We start from the raw sequence: 16297 nt of genomic DNA, 5'->3' as shown, positions 1-16297 counted from the left end.
TCACTCCGCGGGCTTGAGGACGTACCCGGCCCCGCGCATCGTGTGGATCATCGGCGCGTGGCCGGCGTCGACCTTCTTGCGCAGGTACGAGATGTAGAGCTCGACGATGTTGGCCTGCCCGCCGAAGTCGTACGACCAGACCCGGTCGAGGATCTGGGCCTTGCTCAGCACCCGCTTCGGGTTGCGCATCAGGTAGCGCAGCAGCTCGAACTCCGTCGCGGTGAGCGTGACCTCGGTCCCGGCGCGTCGTACCTCGTGGGAGTCCTCGTCGAGCGTGAGGTCGCCGACGGTGAGCAGGTTGTCCTCGTTCTCGACGAGCGCGCCGGTGCGCCGCATCAGCCCGCGCAGCCGGGCGACGACCTCCTCGAGGCTGAACGGCTTGGTGACGTAGTCGTCCCCGCCCGCCGTCAGGCCCGCGATCCGGTCCTCGACCGAGTCGCGTGCGGTGAGGAAGAGGACGGGGACGTCGTCGCGCTGCTCGCGCAGCTTGTGCAGGACGCTCATCCCGTCGGTGTCGGGGAGCATCACGTCGAGCACGACGGCGTCCGGCCGCTGCGCCTTCGCCGCCGCGACCGCCTTGCCGCCGGTCCCGGCGACGTCGACGTCCCAGCCCTCGTACCGCAGCGCCATCCGCAGCAGCTCGGCGATGTTCGGCTCGTCGTCGACCACGAGCACGCGCAGCGGAGACCCGTCGGGCCGGGTGAGCGGAGGCAGGTTCGTCGCAGGCACGGCACCACTGTGACCCACCTGTGTGCGTTCGTGCTGTGCCGCTCCTGTGCGGTTCCTGTGAGGTACGCCGACCGAGGGTGCGGTGGGTGCGGTGGGTGCGGTGGGTGCGCGGGTGGCGGTGGTCTCGACGTCCTCCCTCGCTGCGCTCGGTTCGGGCTCGACCACCTTCCGACAGGTGGTCTCGAGGTCCCTTCGACGCGCTCCTTCGTCGCTGCTCAGGACATCGCCTCCCTCGCTGCGCTCGGTTCGGGCTCGACCACCTCTCCGCCGTGAGCGTGGGAGGGCCCACGGAGGTGGTCGAGCAGCGAGGGAGCGCCAGCGACTGAGCGCGTCGAGACCCGGCGAGGCGCGCACCGACCTCGGCCACAGTCGCAGCCGCCCCAGAGGGACCGCACAGCCTGCCCACAGGTGCGCGACCCACGGTGTGCGGCATGGACGAGAACACCACCTCCTCCCGGACCTGGCGCGAGAAGGTCTGGGCCCTGCGGGTCACCATCGCGGCCTCGCTCGCCGCCGTCATCGTCGGCGGTGGCGCAGGCGCGGCCCTGGCCGTCGCGTCGAACGGCGCCGACTCCGGGCGCGGCGGGCCCGGCGGCTTCGGCCGCCACGGCGGCCCTCCCGGCATGAACGGCATGCCCGGCATGACCGGTCAGCGCAACGGACAGGGCCAGCAGGGCCAGGGCCAGGGCGGGCCGGGTGGCGGCACGCCGGGGGCGCCGAGTGCCGGCGTACCCGGCAACAACGGCCAGTCCACGCCGCCGAGCGGCACGAGCCGCCGCTCGGACCGCACCACGTGAGACCGTACGTGAGGAGCGGGCGTCGGCTCACTATCGTGGAGCCGTGACCAAGGCGCTGCTGCTCGAGAACATCCACCCCTCCGCGACCGAGACGTTCGCCCGCTACGGGATCGACGTCGAGACCGTCTCCCACGCGCTGGGCGAGGACGCCCTCATCGAGGCGGTCCAGGGCTTCGACGTCCTCGGCATCCGGTCGAACACCAACCTCACCCAGAAGGTCCTCGACCACACCCCGGACCTCCTCGCGGTGGGCGCCTTCTGCATCGGTACGAACCAGATCGACCTGCCGGCGACGACGAAGCGCGGGATCGGTGCGTTCAACGCGCCGTACTCCAACACCCGCAGCGTGGTCGAGCTGGTCATCGGCGAGATCATCTCGCTGGCTCGGCGGCTCCCGGAGAAGACCGAGAACATGCACGCGGGCGTCTGGGACAAGTCGGCCAAGGGCAGCCACGAGATCCGCGGTCGGGTGCTCGGGATCGTCGGGTACGGCAACATCGGCTCGCAGCTGTCCGTGGTCGCCGAGGCGGTGGGACTGCGGGTCATCTACTTCGACACCAACGACCGGCTCGCGCACGGCAACGCCGAGCGGGTGAACAGCCTCGAGGAGCTGCTGGGCCGCGCGGACGTCGTCACCCTCCACGTCGACGGCCGACCGGGCAACGCCGGCCTGTTCGGTGACGAGCAGTTCCGCCAGATGAAGCCGCGCTCGATGTTCATCAACGCCTCGCGCGGCATGGTCGTCGACGACCAGGCGCTGCGCGAGCACATCGAGTCCGGCCACCTCGCCGGCGCCGCCCTGGACGTGTTCCCCGTCGAGCCGAAGGCGCAGGGCGAGCCGTTCGAGTCGGTGCTGCGCGGCCTGCCCAACGTGATCCTCACCCCGCACGTGGGCGGCTCGACCCAGGAGGCGCAGGAGGAGATCGGCCGGTTCGTGGCCGGCAAGCTGTCGTCGTACCTCCAGGAGGGCAGCACCGCGAACTCCGTCACCCTCCCCGAGCTCCAGCCGGCGCCGCTGGAGAGCCACTTCCGGATCGCGCACCTGCACGTCAACGTCCCCGGCGTGCTCGCGGAGATCAACCGCGTGCTGCTGGAGGAGAACGTCAACGTCGTCTCGCAGAACCTGGCGACCCAGGGGGAGCAGGGGTACGCGGTCACCGATGTCGCCGGCAACGTCGACGACGCCGTGGTGGAGAAGCTGCGCGCGATGTCGCAGACCATCTGGCTGCGGACCTACGCCGGCTGATGGCCGGCGTGCCGGGCTTCACCGGCTGGCTCGGTGTGGTGCTGCAGAGTCCGGACCCCCGCGGACTCGCTCGGTTCTACGAGCGGCTGCTGGGGTGGGGGATCGCCACCGACGAGCCGACGTGGGTCACGATGCAGATGCACGACGGGGACGGACGACCGTTGCCTGCGAACCTCGCCTTCCAGCTCGACGAGGCGTACGAGCCGCCGACCTGGCCCAGCAGCCCGGGTGAGCAGCAGATGCAGCTCCACCTCGACGTCGAGGTCACCGACGTCGCGACGGCCACGCAGTCGGCGCTCGACCTCGGAGCGAGACTTCACGAGCACCAGCCGCAGGACGACGTCCGCGTGCTGCTCGATCCGGACGGGCACGTGCTCTGCTTGTACGCGAACGGTTGATCAGCCGCTGCGCGTGTTGGTCGAGCCCGTGAGGTCGGTGGTGCCGTCCCTCGTGAGACGAGAGCCGTCAACGTCATACGAATTGGGCGCTGGGGCGACCAGCTCGCATGACGTCCCGCGCGTGCTCAGGACGCGTCGAGGCGCGCCAATTCGTCGGCGCTCAGCTTCAGGTCAGCGGCGGCGGCGGAGTCGCTGACCGACTGCGGCCGCTTGGCGCCGGGGATGGGGATGACGCACGGCGACTGGGCGAGCTCCCAGGCCAGGGCGACTTGCTGCGGGCTGACCCCGCGGGAGGAGGCGACCTCGGCGAACGCGGGGTTGTCGGACCCCAGACCCTTCGCGCTGCTCAGGCCACCGAGCGGGCTCCACGGCAGGAACGCCAGCCCCAGCTCCTCGCACACCTCGATCTCCGGTGCGCTGGAGCGGAAGGCGGGGGAGAACTGGTTCTGCACGCTGACCAGCGCGCTGCCGAGCACGTCGTGCGCCGCCCGGATCTGGTCCGGGTCCGCGTTGGACAGCCCGATCCGGGCGACCCGGCCCGAGTCGTGGATCTCCTTGAGCGTGCCGATCACCTCGGCGTACGGCACGTCCGGGTCCGGGCGGTGGTGCTGCCACAGCGCGATCCGGTCGACGCCGAGCCGCTGCAGGCTGCCCACGACCGCCTCGCGCAGGTGCTCCGGCGAGGAGTCGGTGTCCCACCCGCCGTCGTCGGTCCGCACGTGCCCGCCCTTGGTGGCCAGCAGGACCTGGTCGCGCACGCCGAGCTCGTCGAGCAGCCCGGCGATCAGGCGCTCGTTGGCGCCCATCGCGTCCGGGCCCAGGTCGCCGTGGCCGTAGGCGTCGGCGGTGTCGAAGAGCGTCACCCCCGCGTCGAGGGCGGCGGTGATCGTCGCCTTGAGCTGCTCGCGCGGAGCCGCGCCGTCCTGGTCGAAGGTCATCAGGCCGAGCCCGATCGCGCCGACGGAGGTGGTGCCGATGCTGCGTGTCTGCATGAGGGGGCGATACCCGTACGAGGGCTGTGCATGCGGTCGGTGGGTCCGTGGTGGTGGTCTCGACGTCCTCGCTCGCTGCGCTCGCTTCGGGCTCGACCACCTAGGTCGCGTTGGGCTCGACCACCTGGGCTGGGTCGGGCTCGACCACCTGGGCTGGGTCGGGCTCGACCACCTGGGTCGCGTTGGGCTCGACCACCGTGGGCTGGTTCGCCATGAGCAGGTGGTTGAGCAGCGAGCGCCAGCGAGCGCGTCGAAACCACCCCGACGGCGTGCGGCAGAATGGATCGCGCTGTGCAGATCACCTTCCCGCCCGACCTCCCGGTCTCCGAGCGCCGCGACGACATCGCCGCCGCGATCCGGGACCACCAGGTGGTCGTCGTGGCGGGGGAGACCGGCTCGGGGAAGACCACCCAGCTGCCGAAGATCTGCCTGGAGCTGGGCCGCGGGAGCGACGGGAAGCTGATCGGGCACACCCAGCCGCGGCGGATCGCGGCGCGCAGCGTGGCCGAGCGGATCGCCTCGGAGCTGGGCACCGAGCTGGGCGAGGAGGTCGGCTACCAGGTCCGGTTCACCGATCGCACGTCCGCGGCCAGCCGGGTCAAGCTGATGACCGACGGCATCCTGCTGGCGGAGCTGCAGCACGACAGGGAGCTGCGCAAGTACGACACGATCATCATCGACGAGGCGCACGAGCGCAGCCTCAACATCGACTTCATCCTGGGCTACCTCGCGCAGCTCCTCCCGCGCCGCCCGGACCTCAAGGTCGTCATCACCTCCGCCACCATCGAGACCGACCGCTTCGCGCGGCACTTCGCCGGCACCGACGGCGAGCCGGCCCCGGTGATCGAGGTGTCGGGGCGGACGTACCCGGTCGAGGTCCGCTACCGGCCGCTGGTCCAGGAGGACGAGGCGGACGAGGAGGGCGAGACCGTCGTCCGCGACCAGACCGAGGCGATCGTCGACGCCGTACGCGAGCTGGGCCGCGAGGGGGACGGTGACGTGCTCGTCTTCCTGCCCGGCGAGCGCGAGATCCGCGACACCGCCGACGTGCTCGGCAGCCTCGCCACGGAGCCGCGCTCGCGCGGCGGCGGCTTCGAGGTGCTCCAGCTGTTCTCCCGGCTCTCCGCGGCCGAGCAGCACAAGGTGTTCAGCACCGGCGGGCGCCGGCGCGTCGTCCTCGCGACCAACGTCGCAGAGACCTCGCTGACCGTCCCCGGCATCCGGTACGTCGTCGACACCGGCCTGGCGCGCATCTCGCGCTACTCCCTGCGCACCAAGGTGCAGCGCCTGCCGATCGAGCCGGTCAGCCAGGCGAGCGCCGCCCAGCGAGCCGGTCGCTGCGGGCGCGTGGCGGACGGGATCTGCATCCGGCTGTACTCGGAGGAGGACTTCGAGGGCCGGCCCGCGTTCACCGACCCCGAGATCCTGCGCACCAACCTGGCCAGCGTCATCCTCCAGATGACCTCCCTCGGGCTCGGCGACGTCGAGCGGTTCGGCTTCGTCGACCCGCCCGACGCGCGCAACGTGCGCGCCGGCGTGCAGCTCCTCGAGGAGCTCGGGGCGCTGCGTACCGGCAGGTCCCGCAGGGGTGGCCGGCTGACCGGCACCGGCCGCCGGCTGGCGCGGCTCCCGGTCGACCCGCGACTGGGCCGGATGATCCTCGAGGCCGACCGGCTGGGCTGCCTGCGCGAGGTGCTCGTGGTGACCGCCGCGCTGTCCATCCAGGACCCGCGCGAGCGGCCCGTCGACGCGCAAGCGCGTGCCGACCAGCTGCACGCACGCTTCCGCGACCCGACCAGCGACTTCCTGGGCTGGCTGAACCTCTGGCGCTACCTGCGCGAGCAGCAGGGGGAGAAGGGGTCCAGCGCCTTCCGCCGGATGTGCCGCGAGGAGCACCTCAACCACCTCCGCGTCCGCGAGTGGCAGGAGCTGGAGTCCCAGCTGCGCCAGATCGCCAAGGGCATCGGGATGAAGCCGGGGCGCCCCGCGTGGGAGGACGACCGGGAGATCGACGGCGACCGTCTCCACCAGGCTCTGCTGTCCGGACTGCTCTCCCAGATCGGGCTCAAGGAGGTGCAGGACAAGAAGCAGGCCCAGCGCGGGCGGCGGCCGCTCACCGAGTACCTCGGTGCCCGCGGCACCCGCTTCGCGATCTTCCCCGGCTCCGGGCTGGCCAAGAAGCAGCCCGACCTCGTGATGTCCGCCGAGCTGGTCGAGACCTCGCGCCTGTTCGCCCGCCAGAACGCGGCGATCCAGCCCGAGTGGGCCGAGCGCCTCGGCGCGCACCTGGTGAAGCGGACGTACGCCGAGCCGCACTGGTCGGCCAGGCGCGCCCAGGTGATGGCCCGTGAGCGCGTGACGCTGTACGGGGTGCCCCTCGTCGCCGACCGCCTGGTCGGTCTCGGCAAGCACGACCCGGAGCTCGCGCGCGAGATGTTCATCCGTCACGCGCTCGTGCAGGGGGAGTGGCACAGCCGGCAGCGGTTCCTCGTGGACAACCGGCGTCTCCTCGAGGAGGCGGAGGAGCTCGAGCACCGTGCCCGGCGTCGGGGGATCGTGGTCGACGAGCAGACCCTCTTCGACTTCTACGACGCCCGCGTCGGCGCCGAGGTGGTGTCCGGCGCCCACTTCGACACCTGGTGGAAGGCCGAGCGCCGCGAGCACCCCGACCTGCTCACCTTCGACCCCGCGATGCTCGTCCACGACGGCGCCGAGGTGGATGCGGGCGCCTACCCCGACACCTGGCAGGAGGGGGCGCTCGACCTGCAGGTCGGGTACGCCTTCGAGCCGGGTGCCGATCACGACGGGGTGACCGTCGACGTCCCCGTCGCGACGCTCAACCAGGTCGGCCCCGCGCCGTTCACCTGGCAGGTCCCGGGCCTGCGGCACGAGCTCGTCGTCGCGCTGCTGCGCAGCCTGCCCAAGCCGCTGCGCGTCCACTTCGTGCCCGCCCCGGACGTCGCACGAGAGTTCCTGGCCACCGTGCCGGTCGGCGAGGAGCCGCTCACCGAGGCGCTGAGCCGGCACCTGCGGGCGAGGACCGGCGTCCACGTCCCACCCGAGGCGTGGGACTGGGACAAGGTCCCCGCGCACCTGCGCGTCCGCTTCCGCGTCCTCGACGCCGACGGGTCGGTCGTCGCGCAGGGCCGCGACCTGGTGGCGCTGGCCGCCCCGCTGCGTCCGAGCTTCGACGCCGCCGTCGCCCAGGCCGCCGAGGCCTCCGGTCTCGCGCGCACCGGCGAGACCGCCTGGGTCTTCGACACGATCGAGGAGTCCTTCACCCAGGTCCGCGCGGGTCACGAGGTGCAGGGCTTCCCCGCGCTCGACGACGAGGGTGACAGCGTCGGACTGGTCGTGGCCGGCACAGCGGAGGAGCAGGAGGCACGGCACCGTCTGGGCGTACGACGTCTGCTCGCGCTGCAGGTGCCGAGCCCCGCCCGGCGCATCGTCGACGGCCTCGACAACGCGGGCAAGCTGGGGCTCGCGGGGTCGCCGTACCCCTCGGTCGCCGCGCTCGTCGACGACTGCGTCCTCGCCGCGCTCGGCGACCTCGTCGACGCGCAGGAGCCGGTCCGCACCGAGGCGGCGTACGAGGAGCTGCGCCGTCGCGCCGCCGCCGAGGTCGGGCAGCGCAGTGACGAGGTGGTGGCCCGCGTCCGCGACCTGCTGGTCCGCTGGCGCGAGACCGACAAGGCGCTGAGCGGGCGGGTGGAGCTGCCGATGCTGCCGGCCCGCAACGACATGGCCGCCCAGCTCGCCGATCTCGTGCACGAGGGCTTCGTCGCAGGTGCCGGGACCACGGCGCTGCAGAGCTACCCGCGCTACCTCACCGCGCTGCGCGAGCGTCTCGACCGGCTCGCCGGGGACGTCGACCGGGACCGGCAGCTGATGGATCAGGTCGTCCCGCTCCAGGAGGCCTGGCAGCACCGGGTCGACGCGCTCCCGCCCGGCACCCCGCCCGGACGGGCGCTCCGCGAGGTGCGCTGGCTGCTGCAGGAGTACCGCGTCAGCCTGTGGGCCCAGCGCCTCGGCACCGCCCAGCCGGTCTCGGACGCGCGGATCCGCAAGGCGCTGGACTAGAAGGAGGGCGCCGGGCGGGGAGCGCCTCACGGCGCGTGGCCGCTCGTAGCGGCTTCATGTTGGGACCCGGGGCTGCCACCGCCCGGCGCACTCTCGATTTTACAAGCCGGGCAAGGACCGCGCGACTACCCGAGGCGTCCCTCCAGCTCCAGGTGTCCGGCCCGCTCCAGCTCGTCGGCCGTCGCCGCGAGCCGTGCGCCGTCGTCTCCCTCACGGCCGCCCGCGGTCACCCGTGCGAACGCCGCCGCCCGGAACAGCACGTCGGCGAAGTCGCCGCGTACGACACCACCGAGCACCTCGTCGAGCAGCAGACGTACCTCGTCGGGACCGGGCGGGTCGGGCACGCCGGCGACGACCTCGGCGACCGGGCGGTGGGCCCGGCCGGCGGCGAACTCGCGGGCGGCGCCGACCGGGTCGGCGTACACCCAGGTCCGCAGCGCGAAGAGTCGCCACAGTGCCCCCGCCACGCTGTCGGACGGTGAGGTCGACCACAGCTCGGCCAGGGCGTCGAGGCCCTCGGTCTCGGCGAGGTGCACGACGCGGTCCGCGAGACCGGGGTCCTCGCCGCTGCCGTGCACCCCTCGGACCAGTGCCGTCGCCGCCTGCTCGGCGGCCGTGCGCAGGTCGGCGGGGTCCGGCCCACCCTCGATCGCGTCGAAGTGTGCGGCGCCGGGGAGCGTCGGGCGGTGGAAGCGGCCAGGGCCGGGATCGGTGGAGGACATCGCCCGCCAGCCTAGGACCGCGCCGGAGGCACTGGGGCAGCCCGATATCGTGGCCGCGGCATCGGGACAACGGGAGGGGCAGCAATGCGTACGCGGCGGTGGCAGGCCGGCATGAGGGTCGCGGTGGCGACGGCGACGGCCGGACTGGTCTGCATCGGAGCGGCCGCCTGCACGCCCGACGGGCAGACGCCCGCCCCGGCGTCCTCGGCGCCGGCGGGACCGGCGCAGGTCACGCTCGCGGTCTACGGGCCGGACGCCGTCAACTCCGCCTACACCCGGGCGGCGGCGGCCTTCAGCGCCGAGCACCCCGAGGTCTCGGTGAGCGTCAAGCCGTACGCCTCCCGGGAGCAGGCGCTCGCCGCGGCCGACCGGGACGAGGGCGCGCCCGACATCTTCCTCGCCGACCACGACGACCTGGACCAGCTCCTCGCGAACGACCGGACCCAGCCGGTCTCGGAGATGCTCACCGAGCGCAACATCGACCTCGGTGACAACTACCAGCGCATCGGTGTCGAGGACTTCAGCCGCGACAACGCGCTGCAGTGCATGCCGGCGGAGGTCTCGCCGACGGTCGTCTACTACAACGCAGGGCTGGTACGACTCTCCGCGCTGCGCCCGCCGGGTGACCCGGCCCCGAACTCCGACAGCGGCTGGCGCTTCAACGACTTCGTCACCGCGATCCAGCAGGCCTCGGCACGGGGCGGCGACGTGCGCGGGTTCGCGCTGCCGCCGCGGGTGGAGAGCCTGGCCCCCTTCCTGTTCAGCGGGGGGAGCACGGTGGTCGACGACGCCGACGACCCCACGCGGCTCGAGCTCTCCGAGGGCTCGGGGCTGAGCGTCATGAAGCGGGTCCTCCCGGTGCTCCGGAACCCGAGCCAGACCGTCACCTCCGCGCAGCTGGCGGAGAAGTCGGCGGTCCAGCGCTTCAAGGACGGCGAGCTGGCGATGATCGCGGGCCAGCGGGACCTCGTCCCGCAGCTGCGGGCCACCAAGGGCCTCAGCTTCGGCGTCATGCCGATCCCGCGGGTGGGGTCCACCGCGACGACGGGGACCGTGACCGGCTTCTGCGTGTCGCGCGGAGCGACCGAGGACAAGCAGAAGGCCACGGCCGTCGGCGACCTGCTCGCCTACCTCGTCGGTGACGACGCATCGACCCGGGTCGCGGCGACGGGGTACGTCGTCCCCGCCAACCTCACGGCCCTGAACTCCGACGAGTTCACCCAGTCCGACCTCGACCCGCTCGGCGGCGACACCGTGTTCTCCAACTCGGTGCGCTACATCCAGGAGCTGCCCAGCACGCAGGAGTTCCCGACGGCGCTCGCCGCGGCCGACCGGGTGCTGCGGCCGCTGTTCAACGAGTCGGTCTCCGGGCCGCTGGACGAGGACCAGCTGCAGCAGCGGCTGCTCGCCGTCGACCAGGCCGCGCAGCGCGTGCTCGCCCCCGCGAGCCTCACGCCCACGCCGAGCCCGAGTGCGAAGGACACCCCGAGCATCTCGCCGACGGGCAACTAGGGCATGTCTCTCAATTAAGTGGCCTGCTGCGCGCCGCCCATCACGCGCGCTGGCGGCGTTGCCGTCACTGCACAGACGCCCGGTATGCGTGCGTTCCGGCGCCTTGCCAGCGCACGCGCTGGACGACGCTCGACACGACCAGAATTGAGAGACACGCCCTAGGGCCGGGCCCTACTCCGTGGTGGTCGGTTCCTCGGGCTCGGGAGGCGCCGGGCGCAGGATCGCCTCGCGGAGGATCGGTCCGACCAGGGCGATCTGCCAGGGACGCGCGTCCCGTGCGGCCAGCTGCTCGGCCAGCGCGGCGTCGAGGTCGGCCTCGGTACCGGCCGACGGGGGCTGCCACAGGGTCCGTCGTACGACGTCGGGGGTCATCAGGTTCTCCACCGGTACGGAGAGGTCCTCGCCCAGCGCGGCGATCGCCGGACGGGCGGTCGCCAGCCGAGCCGCCGCCTCGGGGTCGCGGTCCGACCAGGCACGCGGCGGCGGCGGACCGTCGGAGCGCAGCGAGGTCGGGGGCAGGTCGGACTCGGGCAGGTCACGGGCCCGCTGGAGGGCCGCGACCCAGCGGTTGGCGTAGCGGTCCGCCCCTCGGCCGTGGAAGCCGCGCAGCGCGCGGAGGCTCCCGCGGTCGGCGGGCATCGCCGTCGCGGCGGCCACGATCGAGGCGTCGGGGATGATCCGGCCCGGGGTGACGTCGCGCTCCTGGGCGATCGCGTTGCGCTCCTCCCACAGCTCACGGACGGCGGCGATCGAGCGTCGGCCGCGGACCTTGTGCATCCCGGAGGTACGACGCCACGGGTCGGTCCGCGGGACCGGACGGTGCGCCAGGGTGTGCGCGAACTCCTCCTGCGCCCACTGCGCCTTGCCGGCCTCCTCGAGCTCGGCGGCCAGCCGGTGGCGGATCTCGACGAGCACCTCGACGTCGAGCGCGGCGTACTCCAGCCAGGACTCGGGCAGCGGCCTGGTCGACCAGTCCGCCGCGGAGTGCTCCTTGCGCATCCGCCGCTCGCACAGGGCCTCGACCAGGGCGGCCAGACCGACGCGGGGATAGCCCAGCAGCCTCGCGGCCAGCTCGGTGTCGAACAGCGACGGGGGTTCCAGGCCGATCTCGCGCAGGCAGGGCAGGTCCTGGCTGGCGGCGTGCAGGACCCACTCGGCCTCGCCCATCACCTGCTGGAGCGGGGCGAGCTCGGCGGTCTCGAAGGCGATGGGGTCGACCAGCCAGGTCGTCGATCCCGCGCGACGCAGCTGGACGAGGTAGGCGCGCGCCGACCAGCGGTAGCCGGACGCACGCTCGGCGTCGACGGCGATCGGGCCGGTGCCCGCCGTCAGGTCGGCGACCGCCTCGGCGAGGGCCGCCACGCTCTCGACCGGCGCGGGGAGGCCGTCGGCGAGCTCGAGGAGCGGGAGCTGTGGCTCCTCCGCGGTGTCAGGGGTCTCGTCCGGAGCGTCCGGGGTCGCGTGCGTCGGGTCCGGCATCAGCCTCGGCCGCGCTGACCCCGGCGTGTGGGCAGGGTGGCGACGCCTTCAGGCAGCGGCTCCATGCCGGCTGCCGCGCAGAGCAGGTCGCCCCACGCCTCGGCGTGCGCGGCGATGTCACCGCTCGTGAGGGCCTCGCCGTCGGTGGCGACGGGGGACCAGGACGCCCGGATCTCCAGCTGGGCCGTCGGGCCCTCCGGGGCCAGGCCGCCGAAGCTCTCGGAGGCCACGGAGGTCACCGTCCCCGACGGGGCCGCCATCGCAGCGCCGCGGGCCTCGAGCGCCTCGAGCAGCCAGGACCAGCCGACCTCCGCCAGCGCCTCGTCGCGCACCTGCTCGGGGTCGACCTCGGCGCGCGCGTAGGCCACGCAGCGGAAGGTGCCCTCCCACGCGTCCTGCCCGTCCGGGTCGTGCAGCAGCACCAGGCGTCCGCCGCCGACCTCCACGTCGTCGAGGGAGACGTCGGCGGCCAGCGCGCAGGAGTACGGCGCGATGCGCTGCGGCGCCGGCATCTCCTCCACCAGCACCTGCGGACGGAACCGTGCCGCTCGCAGTCCCGCGACGGCGGCACGGAACTCCTGGGGCGGCTCCGGCTCGTCGAGCCGCGTCTCCTGGCGTGCGGGCATGGGGTCACAGTAGGTCGGTACCGCGGTGGGTGACCTCCCGACGCGCCGCCGTGACCTGCGAGTATTGAGCGGTGACGACCACCCCCGGGACGCCTGCCCCTCCTGCCCCGCACCCCGGCCTGGCGCAGTCGTCGTACCTCCTCGCCACGCGCGGCGAGGAGGTCCCGCACCCGCCGGTCTGGTTCATGCGGCAGGCGGGTCGCTCGCTGCCCGAGTACCGCGCGCTGCGCGAGGGGACCACGATGCTCGAGTCGTGCATGCGCCCGGAGCTGGTCGTGGAGATCACCCTGCAGCCGGTGCGGCGCTACGGGGTCGACGCGGCGATCTTCTTCTCCGACATCGTGCTCCCGCTCAAGGCGGTCGGGCTCGACGTCGACATCAGGCCCGGCGTCGGACCCGTCGTGGAGCGGCCGGTGCGTACGCTCGCCGACGTCGAGGCGATCCCCGACCTCGAGCCCGGGCACGTCGACTTCGTCGCCGAGTCCGTACGCACGCTGGTGGCCGAGCTGGGGGCGACCCCGCTGATCGGGTTCGCCGGGGCACCGTTCACGGTGGCGTCGTACCTCGTCGAGGGCGGCCCCTCGAAGGAGCACGCACGCACCAAGGCGCTCATGCACGGCGTGCCCGAGGTCTGGGACGCGCTGATGCGCAAGATCGCCGACCAGGCGGCGACGTACCTCGAGGTGCAGGTCGGTGCCGGCGCGAGCGCCGTGCAGCTGTTCGACTCCTGGGCGGGCTACCTCGACCCGACCGACTACGCGACGCTCGTGATGCCGTACTCCGCGCAGGTGCTCGACCGCGTCGGTGCGCTCGGCGTGCCCCGCACGCACTTCGGTGTGGGAACCGGCGAGCTGCTCGGCCTGATGGGCGAGGCCGGTGCCGACGTCGTCGGCGTCGACTGGCGGGTCCCGCTCGCCGACGGCGTACGTCGCGTCGGCGGCCGGGCGGTGCAGGGCAACCTCGACCCCGCGCTGGTGTTCGCGCCGACGGAGGTCATGACGGCCAAGGCGGCCGAGGTGCTGCGGGCGGGACGGACGGCGCCCGGGCACGTCTTCAACCTCGGCCACGGCGTGCTGCCCGACACCGACCCCGACCAGCTGGCGCGCCTGACGGACTTCGTGCACGCCTGGACGCCGGAGTCGTGACGGCGGCCCCGCGACCGCGCGTCGCCGTCGTCGGCGGCGGGATCGCGGGCGCAGCGGTGGCGCACCGGGTCACCGCCGAGCGGCCGGACGCCGACGTCGTGGTCCTCGAGGCGGCATTGCGGACCGGCGGCAAGCTCGCGACCGCCGAGGTCGCCGGCGTGAGCACCGACACCGGGGCGGAGGCCTTCCTCGCCCGGCGGCCGGAGGCCGTCTCGCTCGCGCAGGAGGTGGGGCTCGCCGAGGACGTGGTGCACCCCGAGCCCGTCTCGGCCCGGCTGTGGTCGCGCGGCACGCTGGCGCCCCTCCCGCGCAGCCTGATGGGTGTGCCGCCCGACGTCGAGGTGCTGGCCGGGCTGCTCTCCGAGGAGGGACTGGCCCGCGCCCGCGAGGACGCGACCGCTCCGCCCGTCGTGCTCGAGGGCGATGTCAGCGTCGGCGACCTGGTCGCCGACCGGATGGGGGAGGAGGTCGTGCAGCGGCTGGTCGAGCCGATGCTCGGCGGGGTGTACGCCGGCCACGCCCACCGCCTCTCCGCCCGCGCCGCCGTCGCCGGGCTGGTCGCGAAGCTGGACGGCACCCGCACCCTCGGCCAGGCCGTCGCGGCGGCGATGCCGGCGCCCGGCGCCGCACCCGGTCCGCCGGTCTTCGCAGGTCTCGTCGGCGGCGTGGGGCGGTTGCCCGGGGCGGTCCTGGCGGCGAGCGGGGCACGCGTACGGACCGGCGTCACCGTGCGTGGGCTGGAGCGGAGGCCGGCAGGGTGGCGCCTGGTCGCCGGTCCGGTGCCCGAGCCCGAGGTGCTCGACGTCGACGCCGTCGTGCTCGCGCTCCCGGCCGCCCCTGCGGCGCGGCTGCTCGACGGTCCCGTACCCCTGGCCGCGGCCGAGCTCACGGGCATCGAGACCGCGTCGATGGCCGTGGTCACCCTCGCCTTCCGTGCGGACGAGGTGTCGGACGGCGTCGCCGCCGGCTCGGGGTTCCTGGTGCCGCCGGTCGAGGGAAGGGCGGTCAAGGGCGCCACGTTCTCGTTCGCCAAGTGGGCCTGGGTGCGCGAGGCCGGTGCCGGGGTCCTCGTGCTGCGCTGCTCGATGGGGCGCCACCGCGAGGAGCAGGTCCTGCAGCGCACCGACGAGGAGCTGGTCGCCCTCGCGCGCGCCGACCTCGCCGCCGCCGTCGGCCTGGCCTCGCAGCCGGTCGACTCGCACGTGCAGCGCTGGGGCGGCGGCCTGCCGCAGTACGCCGTCGGGCACCTCGACCGCGTCGCCCGGATCCGCCGCGCCGTGGCGCGCGTCCCCGCGCTGGCCGTGTGCGGGGCGTCGTACGACGGTGTCGGCGTGCCGGCGGTCATCGGGTCCGCGGAGGCCGCCGCCGAGGCGGTGCTGGCCGCGCTGCAGGCGCGCGACACAATGGCGCCATGAGTGAGGCAGGACGTCGGGCACGGGAGATCAACGAGGACATCCGCTACGCGATGTGGTCGGTGTTCCGGCTGCGGGACCTGGTCGGGGACGCCGACCGGGCAGCCGAGACCGCCGAGCTGACCGGGTTCCTCGACGGACTCGACGCCGAGGGCGTGGTGGTGCGCGGTCTGTACGACGTCTCCGGCCTGCGCGCCGACGCCGACGTCATGGTGTGGTGGCACGCCGAGACCTCCGAGCAGCTGCAGGAGGCGTACCACGGCCTGCGGCGCACGACCTTCGGCCGCCGCCTCGAGCCGGTCTGGTCCCAGGTCGCCCTGCACCGTCCGGCCGAGTTCAACAAGTCGCACGTGCCGGCCTTCCTCGCCGACGAGGAGCCGAAGGCGCACATCTGCGTCTACCCGTTCGTGCGCTCGTACGAGTGGTACCTCCTCGAGGACGAGCAGCGTCGCGCCATGCTCGCCGAGCACGGGATGATGGCGCGCGACTACAAGGACGTGCGGGCCAACACGGTCGCCTCGTTCGCCCTGGGCGACTACGAGTGGATCCTCGCCTTCGAGGCCGACGAGCTCTACCGCATCGTCGACCTGATGCGGCACCTGCGCGGCTCCGAGGCGCGGCGCCACGTGCGCGAGGAGGTGCCCTTCTACACCGGGCGCCGGATCGCGCCCGCGGACCTGCTGGCCGTGCTGCCGTGAGCGCCGCGCTGCCCGACTACACCGAGTACGACACCCGGCTCGCGGCGTACGCGATCGTCAGCCGCGGCGAGGGCGAGGACCGACAGGTGCTGCTCGCGCTGTGGAACGAGCCCGACCGGCCGCGCTGGACCCTGCCGGGCGGTGGGGTCGAGCTGGCCGAGTCGGTCGAGGAGGGCGTGGTCAGGGAGGTCCGCGAGGAGACCGGCTACGTGGTTGTCGTGGACCGTCTGCTCGGTATCGGCACCGCGACGTTCTCCGCCGCACGGCGCATGCGCGACACCGACCGGCCGATGAAGGCGGTCCGCGTCTTCTACGCCGTCTCGATCGTCGGCGGCGCACTGGCCGCCGAGGTCGACGGGACCACCGACGAGGCCCGCTGGTTCACCCTCGACGAGGTCGCGGACCTGCCGCGCACCGGGCAGGTCGACGAGGCGATCGCGCTCTGGCGCCAAGCCCGCTGA

14 protein-coding genes are annotated in these 16297 nt (G+C 73.5%); 9 read left to right on the top strand and 5 right to left on the bottom strand.

Features of this window, described 5'->3' with window-relative positions:
- Entirely contained in the window at positions 1 to 729 is a 729-nt protein-coding gene (locus IEX42_RS04085) for a response regulator transcription factor (RefSeq protein ID WP_188778462.1), read from the bottom strand.
- A 431-nt stretch (positions 730 to 1160) separates the two neighbouring features.
- Here IEX42_RS04085 and IEX42_RS04080 point away from each other — a divergent pair, with 431 nt between their 5' ends.
- From IEX42_RS04080 to IEX42_RS04070, 3 genes are read left to right on the top strand one after another with little or no spacing between them, the layout of a single operon-like run.
- Positions 1161 to 1526, top strand: coding sequence for a hypothetical protein (locus IEX42_RS04080; RefSeq protein ID WP_188778460.1), 366 nt, complete (start codon positions 1161 to 1163; stop codon positions 1524 to 1526).
- Between the two features lie 43 nt (positions 1527 to 1569).
- Positions 1570 to 2772 carry a phosphoglycerate dehydrogenase gene (gene serA / locus IEX42_RS04075; protein WP_188778458.1) on the top strand — a complete coding sequence of 401 codons (1203 nt, stop codon included), beginning with the start codon at positions 1570 to 1572 and terminating at the stop codon, positions 2770 to 2772.
- The gene (locus IEX42_RS04070) at positions 2772 to 3170 is read left to right on the top strand and encodes a VOC family protein (RefSeq protein WP_188778457.1); all 399 of its coding nucleotides are present in this window, start codon (positions 2772 to 2774) and stop codon (positions 3168 to 3170) included. The genes serA and IEX42_RS04070 overlap by 1 nt, the downstream gene beginning before the upstream one ends.
- 125 nt (positions 3171 to 3295) lie before the next feature.
- Here IEX42_RS04070 and IEX42_RS04065 read toward each other — a convergent pair whose 3' ends face one another.
- A complete protein-coding gene (locus IEX42_RS04065) occupies positions 3296 to 4162 on the bottom strand; it encodes an aldo/keto reductase (RefSeq protein WP_188778455.1) in 867 nt (288 codons plus the stop codon).
- Positions 4163 to 4441: 279 nt separating this feature from the next.
- Here IEX42_RS04065 and hrpA point away from each other — a divergent pair, with 279 nt between their 5' ends.
- A complete protein-coding gene (gene hrpA / locus IEX42_RS04060) occupies positions 4442 to 8242 on the top strand; it encodes an ATP-dependent RNA helicase HrpA (RefSeq protein WP_188778453.1) in 3801 nt (1266 codons plus the stop codon).
- Between the two features lie 125 nt (positions 8243 to 8367).
- Here hrpA and IEX42_RS04055 read toward each other — a convergent pair whose 3' ends face one another.
- The gene (locus IEX42_RS04055; RefSeq protein ID WP_229660578.1) at positions 8368 to 8964 is read right to left on the bottom strand and encodes a hypothetical protein; all 597 of its coding nucleotides are present in this window, start codon (positions 8962 to 8964) and stop codon (positions 8368 to 8370) included.
- A gap of 84 nt (positions 8965 to 9048) precedes the next feature.
- Here IEX42_RS04055 and IEX42_RS04050 point away from each other — a divergent pair, with 84 nt between their 5' ends.
- Positions 9049 to 10476 carry an ABC transporter substrate-binding protein gene (locus tag IEX42_RS04050; protein WP_188778451.1) on the top strand — a complete coding sequence of 476 codons (1428 nt, stop codon included), beginning with the start codon at positions 9049 to 9051 and terminating at the stop codon, positions 10474 to 10476.
- Between the two features lie 171 nt (positions 10477 to 10647).
- On the opposite strand, the gene IEX42_RS04045 is transcribed toward IEX42_RS04050, so the two are convergent.
- The gene (locus IEX42_RS04045) at positions 10648 to 11955 is read right to left on the bottom strand and encodes a ribonuclease D (RefSeq protein WP_188778449.1); all 1308 of its coding nucleotides are present in this window, start codon (positions 11953 to 11955) and stop codon (positions 10648 to 10650) included.
- Positions 11955 to 12581 (bottom strand): DUF3000 domain-containing protein, encoded by a 627-nt coding sequence (locus IEX42_RS04040; RefSeq protein ID WP_188778448.1) that lies wholly within the window; start codon positions 12579 to 12581, stop codon positions 11955 to 11957. The genes IEX42_RS04045 and IEX42_RS04040 overlap by 1 nt, the downstream gene beginning before the upstream one ends.
- A 71-nt stretch (positions 12582 to 12652) precedes the next feature.
- Between IEX42_RS04040 and hemE the strand changes: the two genes are divergently transcribed.
- Genes hemE through IEX42_RS04020 form a run of 4 tightly spaced genes read left to right on the top strand, consistent with a single transcriptional unit; the run spans position 12653 to position 16297 of the window.
- Positions 12653 to 13726, top strand: coding sequence for a uroporphyrinogen decarboxylase (hemE, locus tag IEX42_RS04035; RefSeq protein ID WP_229660577.1), 1074 nt, complete (start codon positions 12653 to 12655; stop codon positions 13724 to 13726).
- Positions 13723 to 15141, top strand: a complete 1419-nt coding sequence (hemG, locus tag IEX42_RS04030; RefSeq protein WP_188778444.1) for a protoporphyrinogen oxidase — start codon at positions 13723 to 13725, stop codon at positions 15139 to 15141. Before hemE ends, hemG begins: the two co-directional genes overlap by 4 nt.
- Positions 15138 to 15836, top strand: coding sequence for a hydrogen peroxide-dependent heme synthase (gene hemQ / locus IEX42_RS04025; protein WP_188778443.1), 699 nt, complete (start codon positions 15138 to 15140; stop codon positions 15834 to 15836). Before hemG ends, hemQ begins: the two co-directional genes overlap by 4 nt.
- Positions 15833 to 16297, top strand: coding sequence for an NUDIX hydrolase (locus IEX42_RS04020; RefSeq protein ID WP_188778441.1), 465 nt, complete (start codon positions 15833 to 15835; stop codon positions 16295 to 16297). The genes hemQ and IEX42_RS04020 overlap by 4 nt, the downstream gene beginning before the upstream one ends.

Source organism: Marmoricola endophyticus, from assembly GCF_014644415.1.
Lineage (GTDB): Bacteria > Actinomycetota > Actinomycetes > Propionibacteriales > Nocardioidaceae > Marmoricola > Marmoricola endophyticus.
The sequence above is the reverse complement of the archived record's forward strand: the minus strand, read 5'-3'. Positions and strand labels throughout refer to the sequence as shown.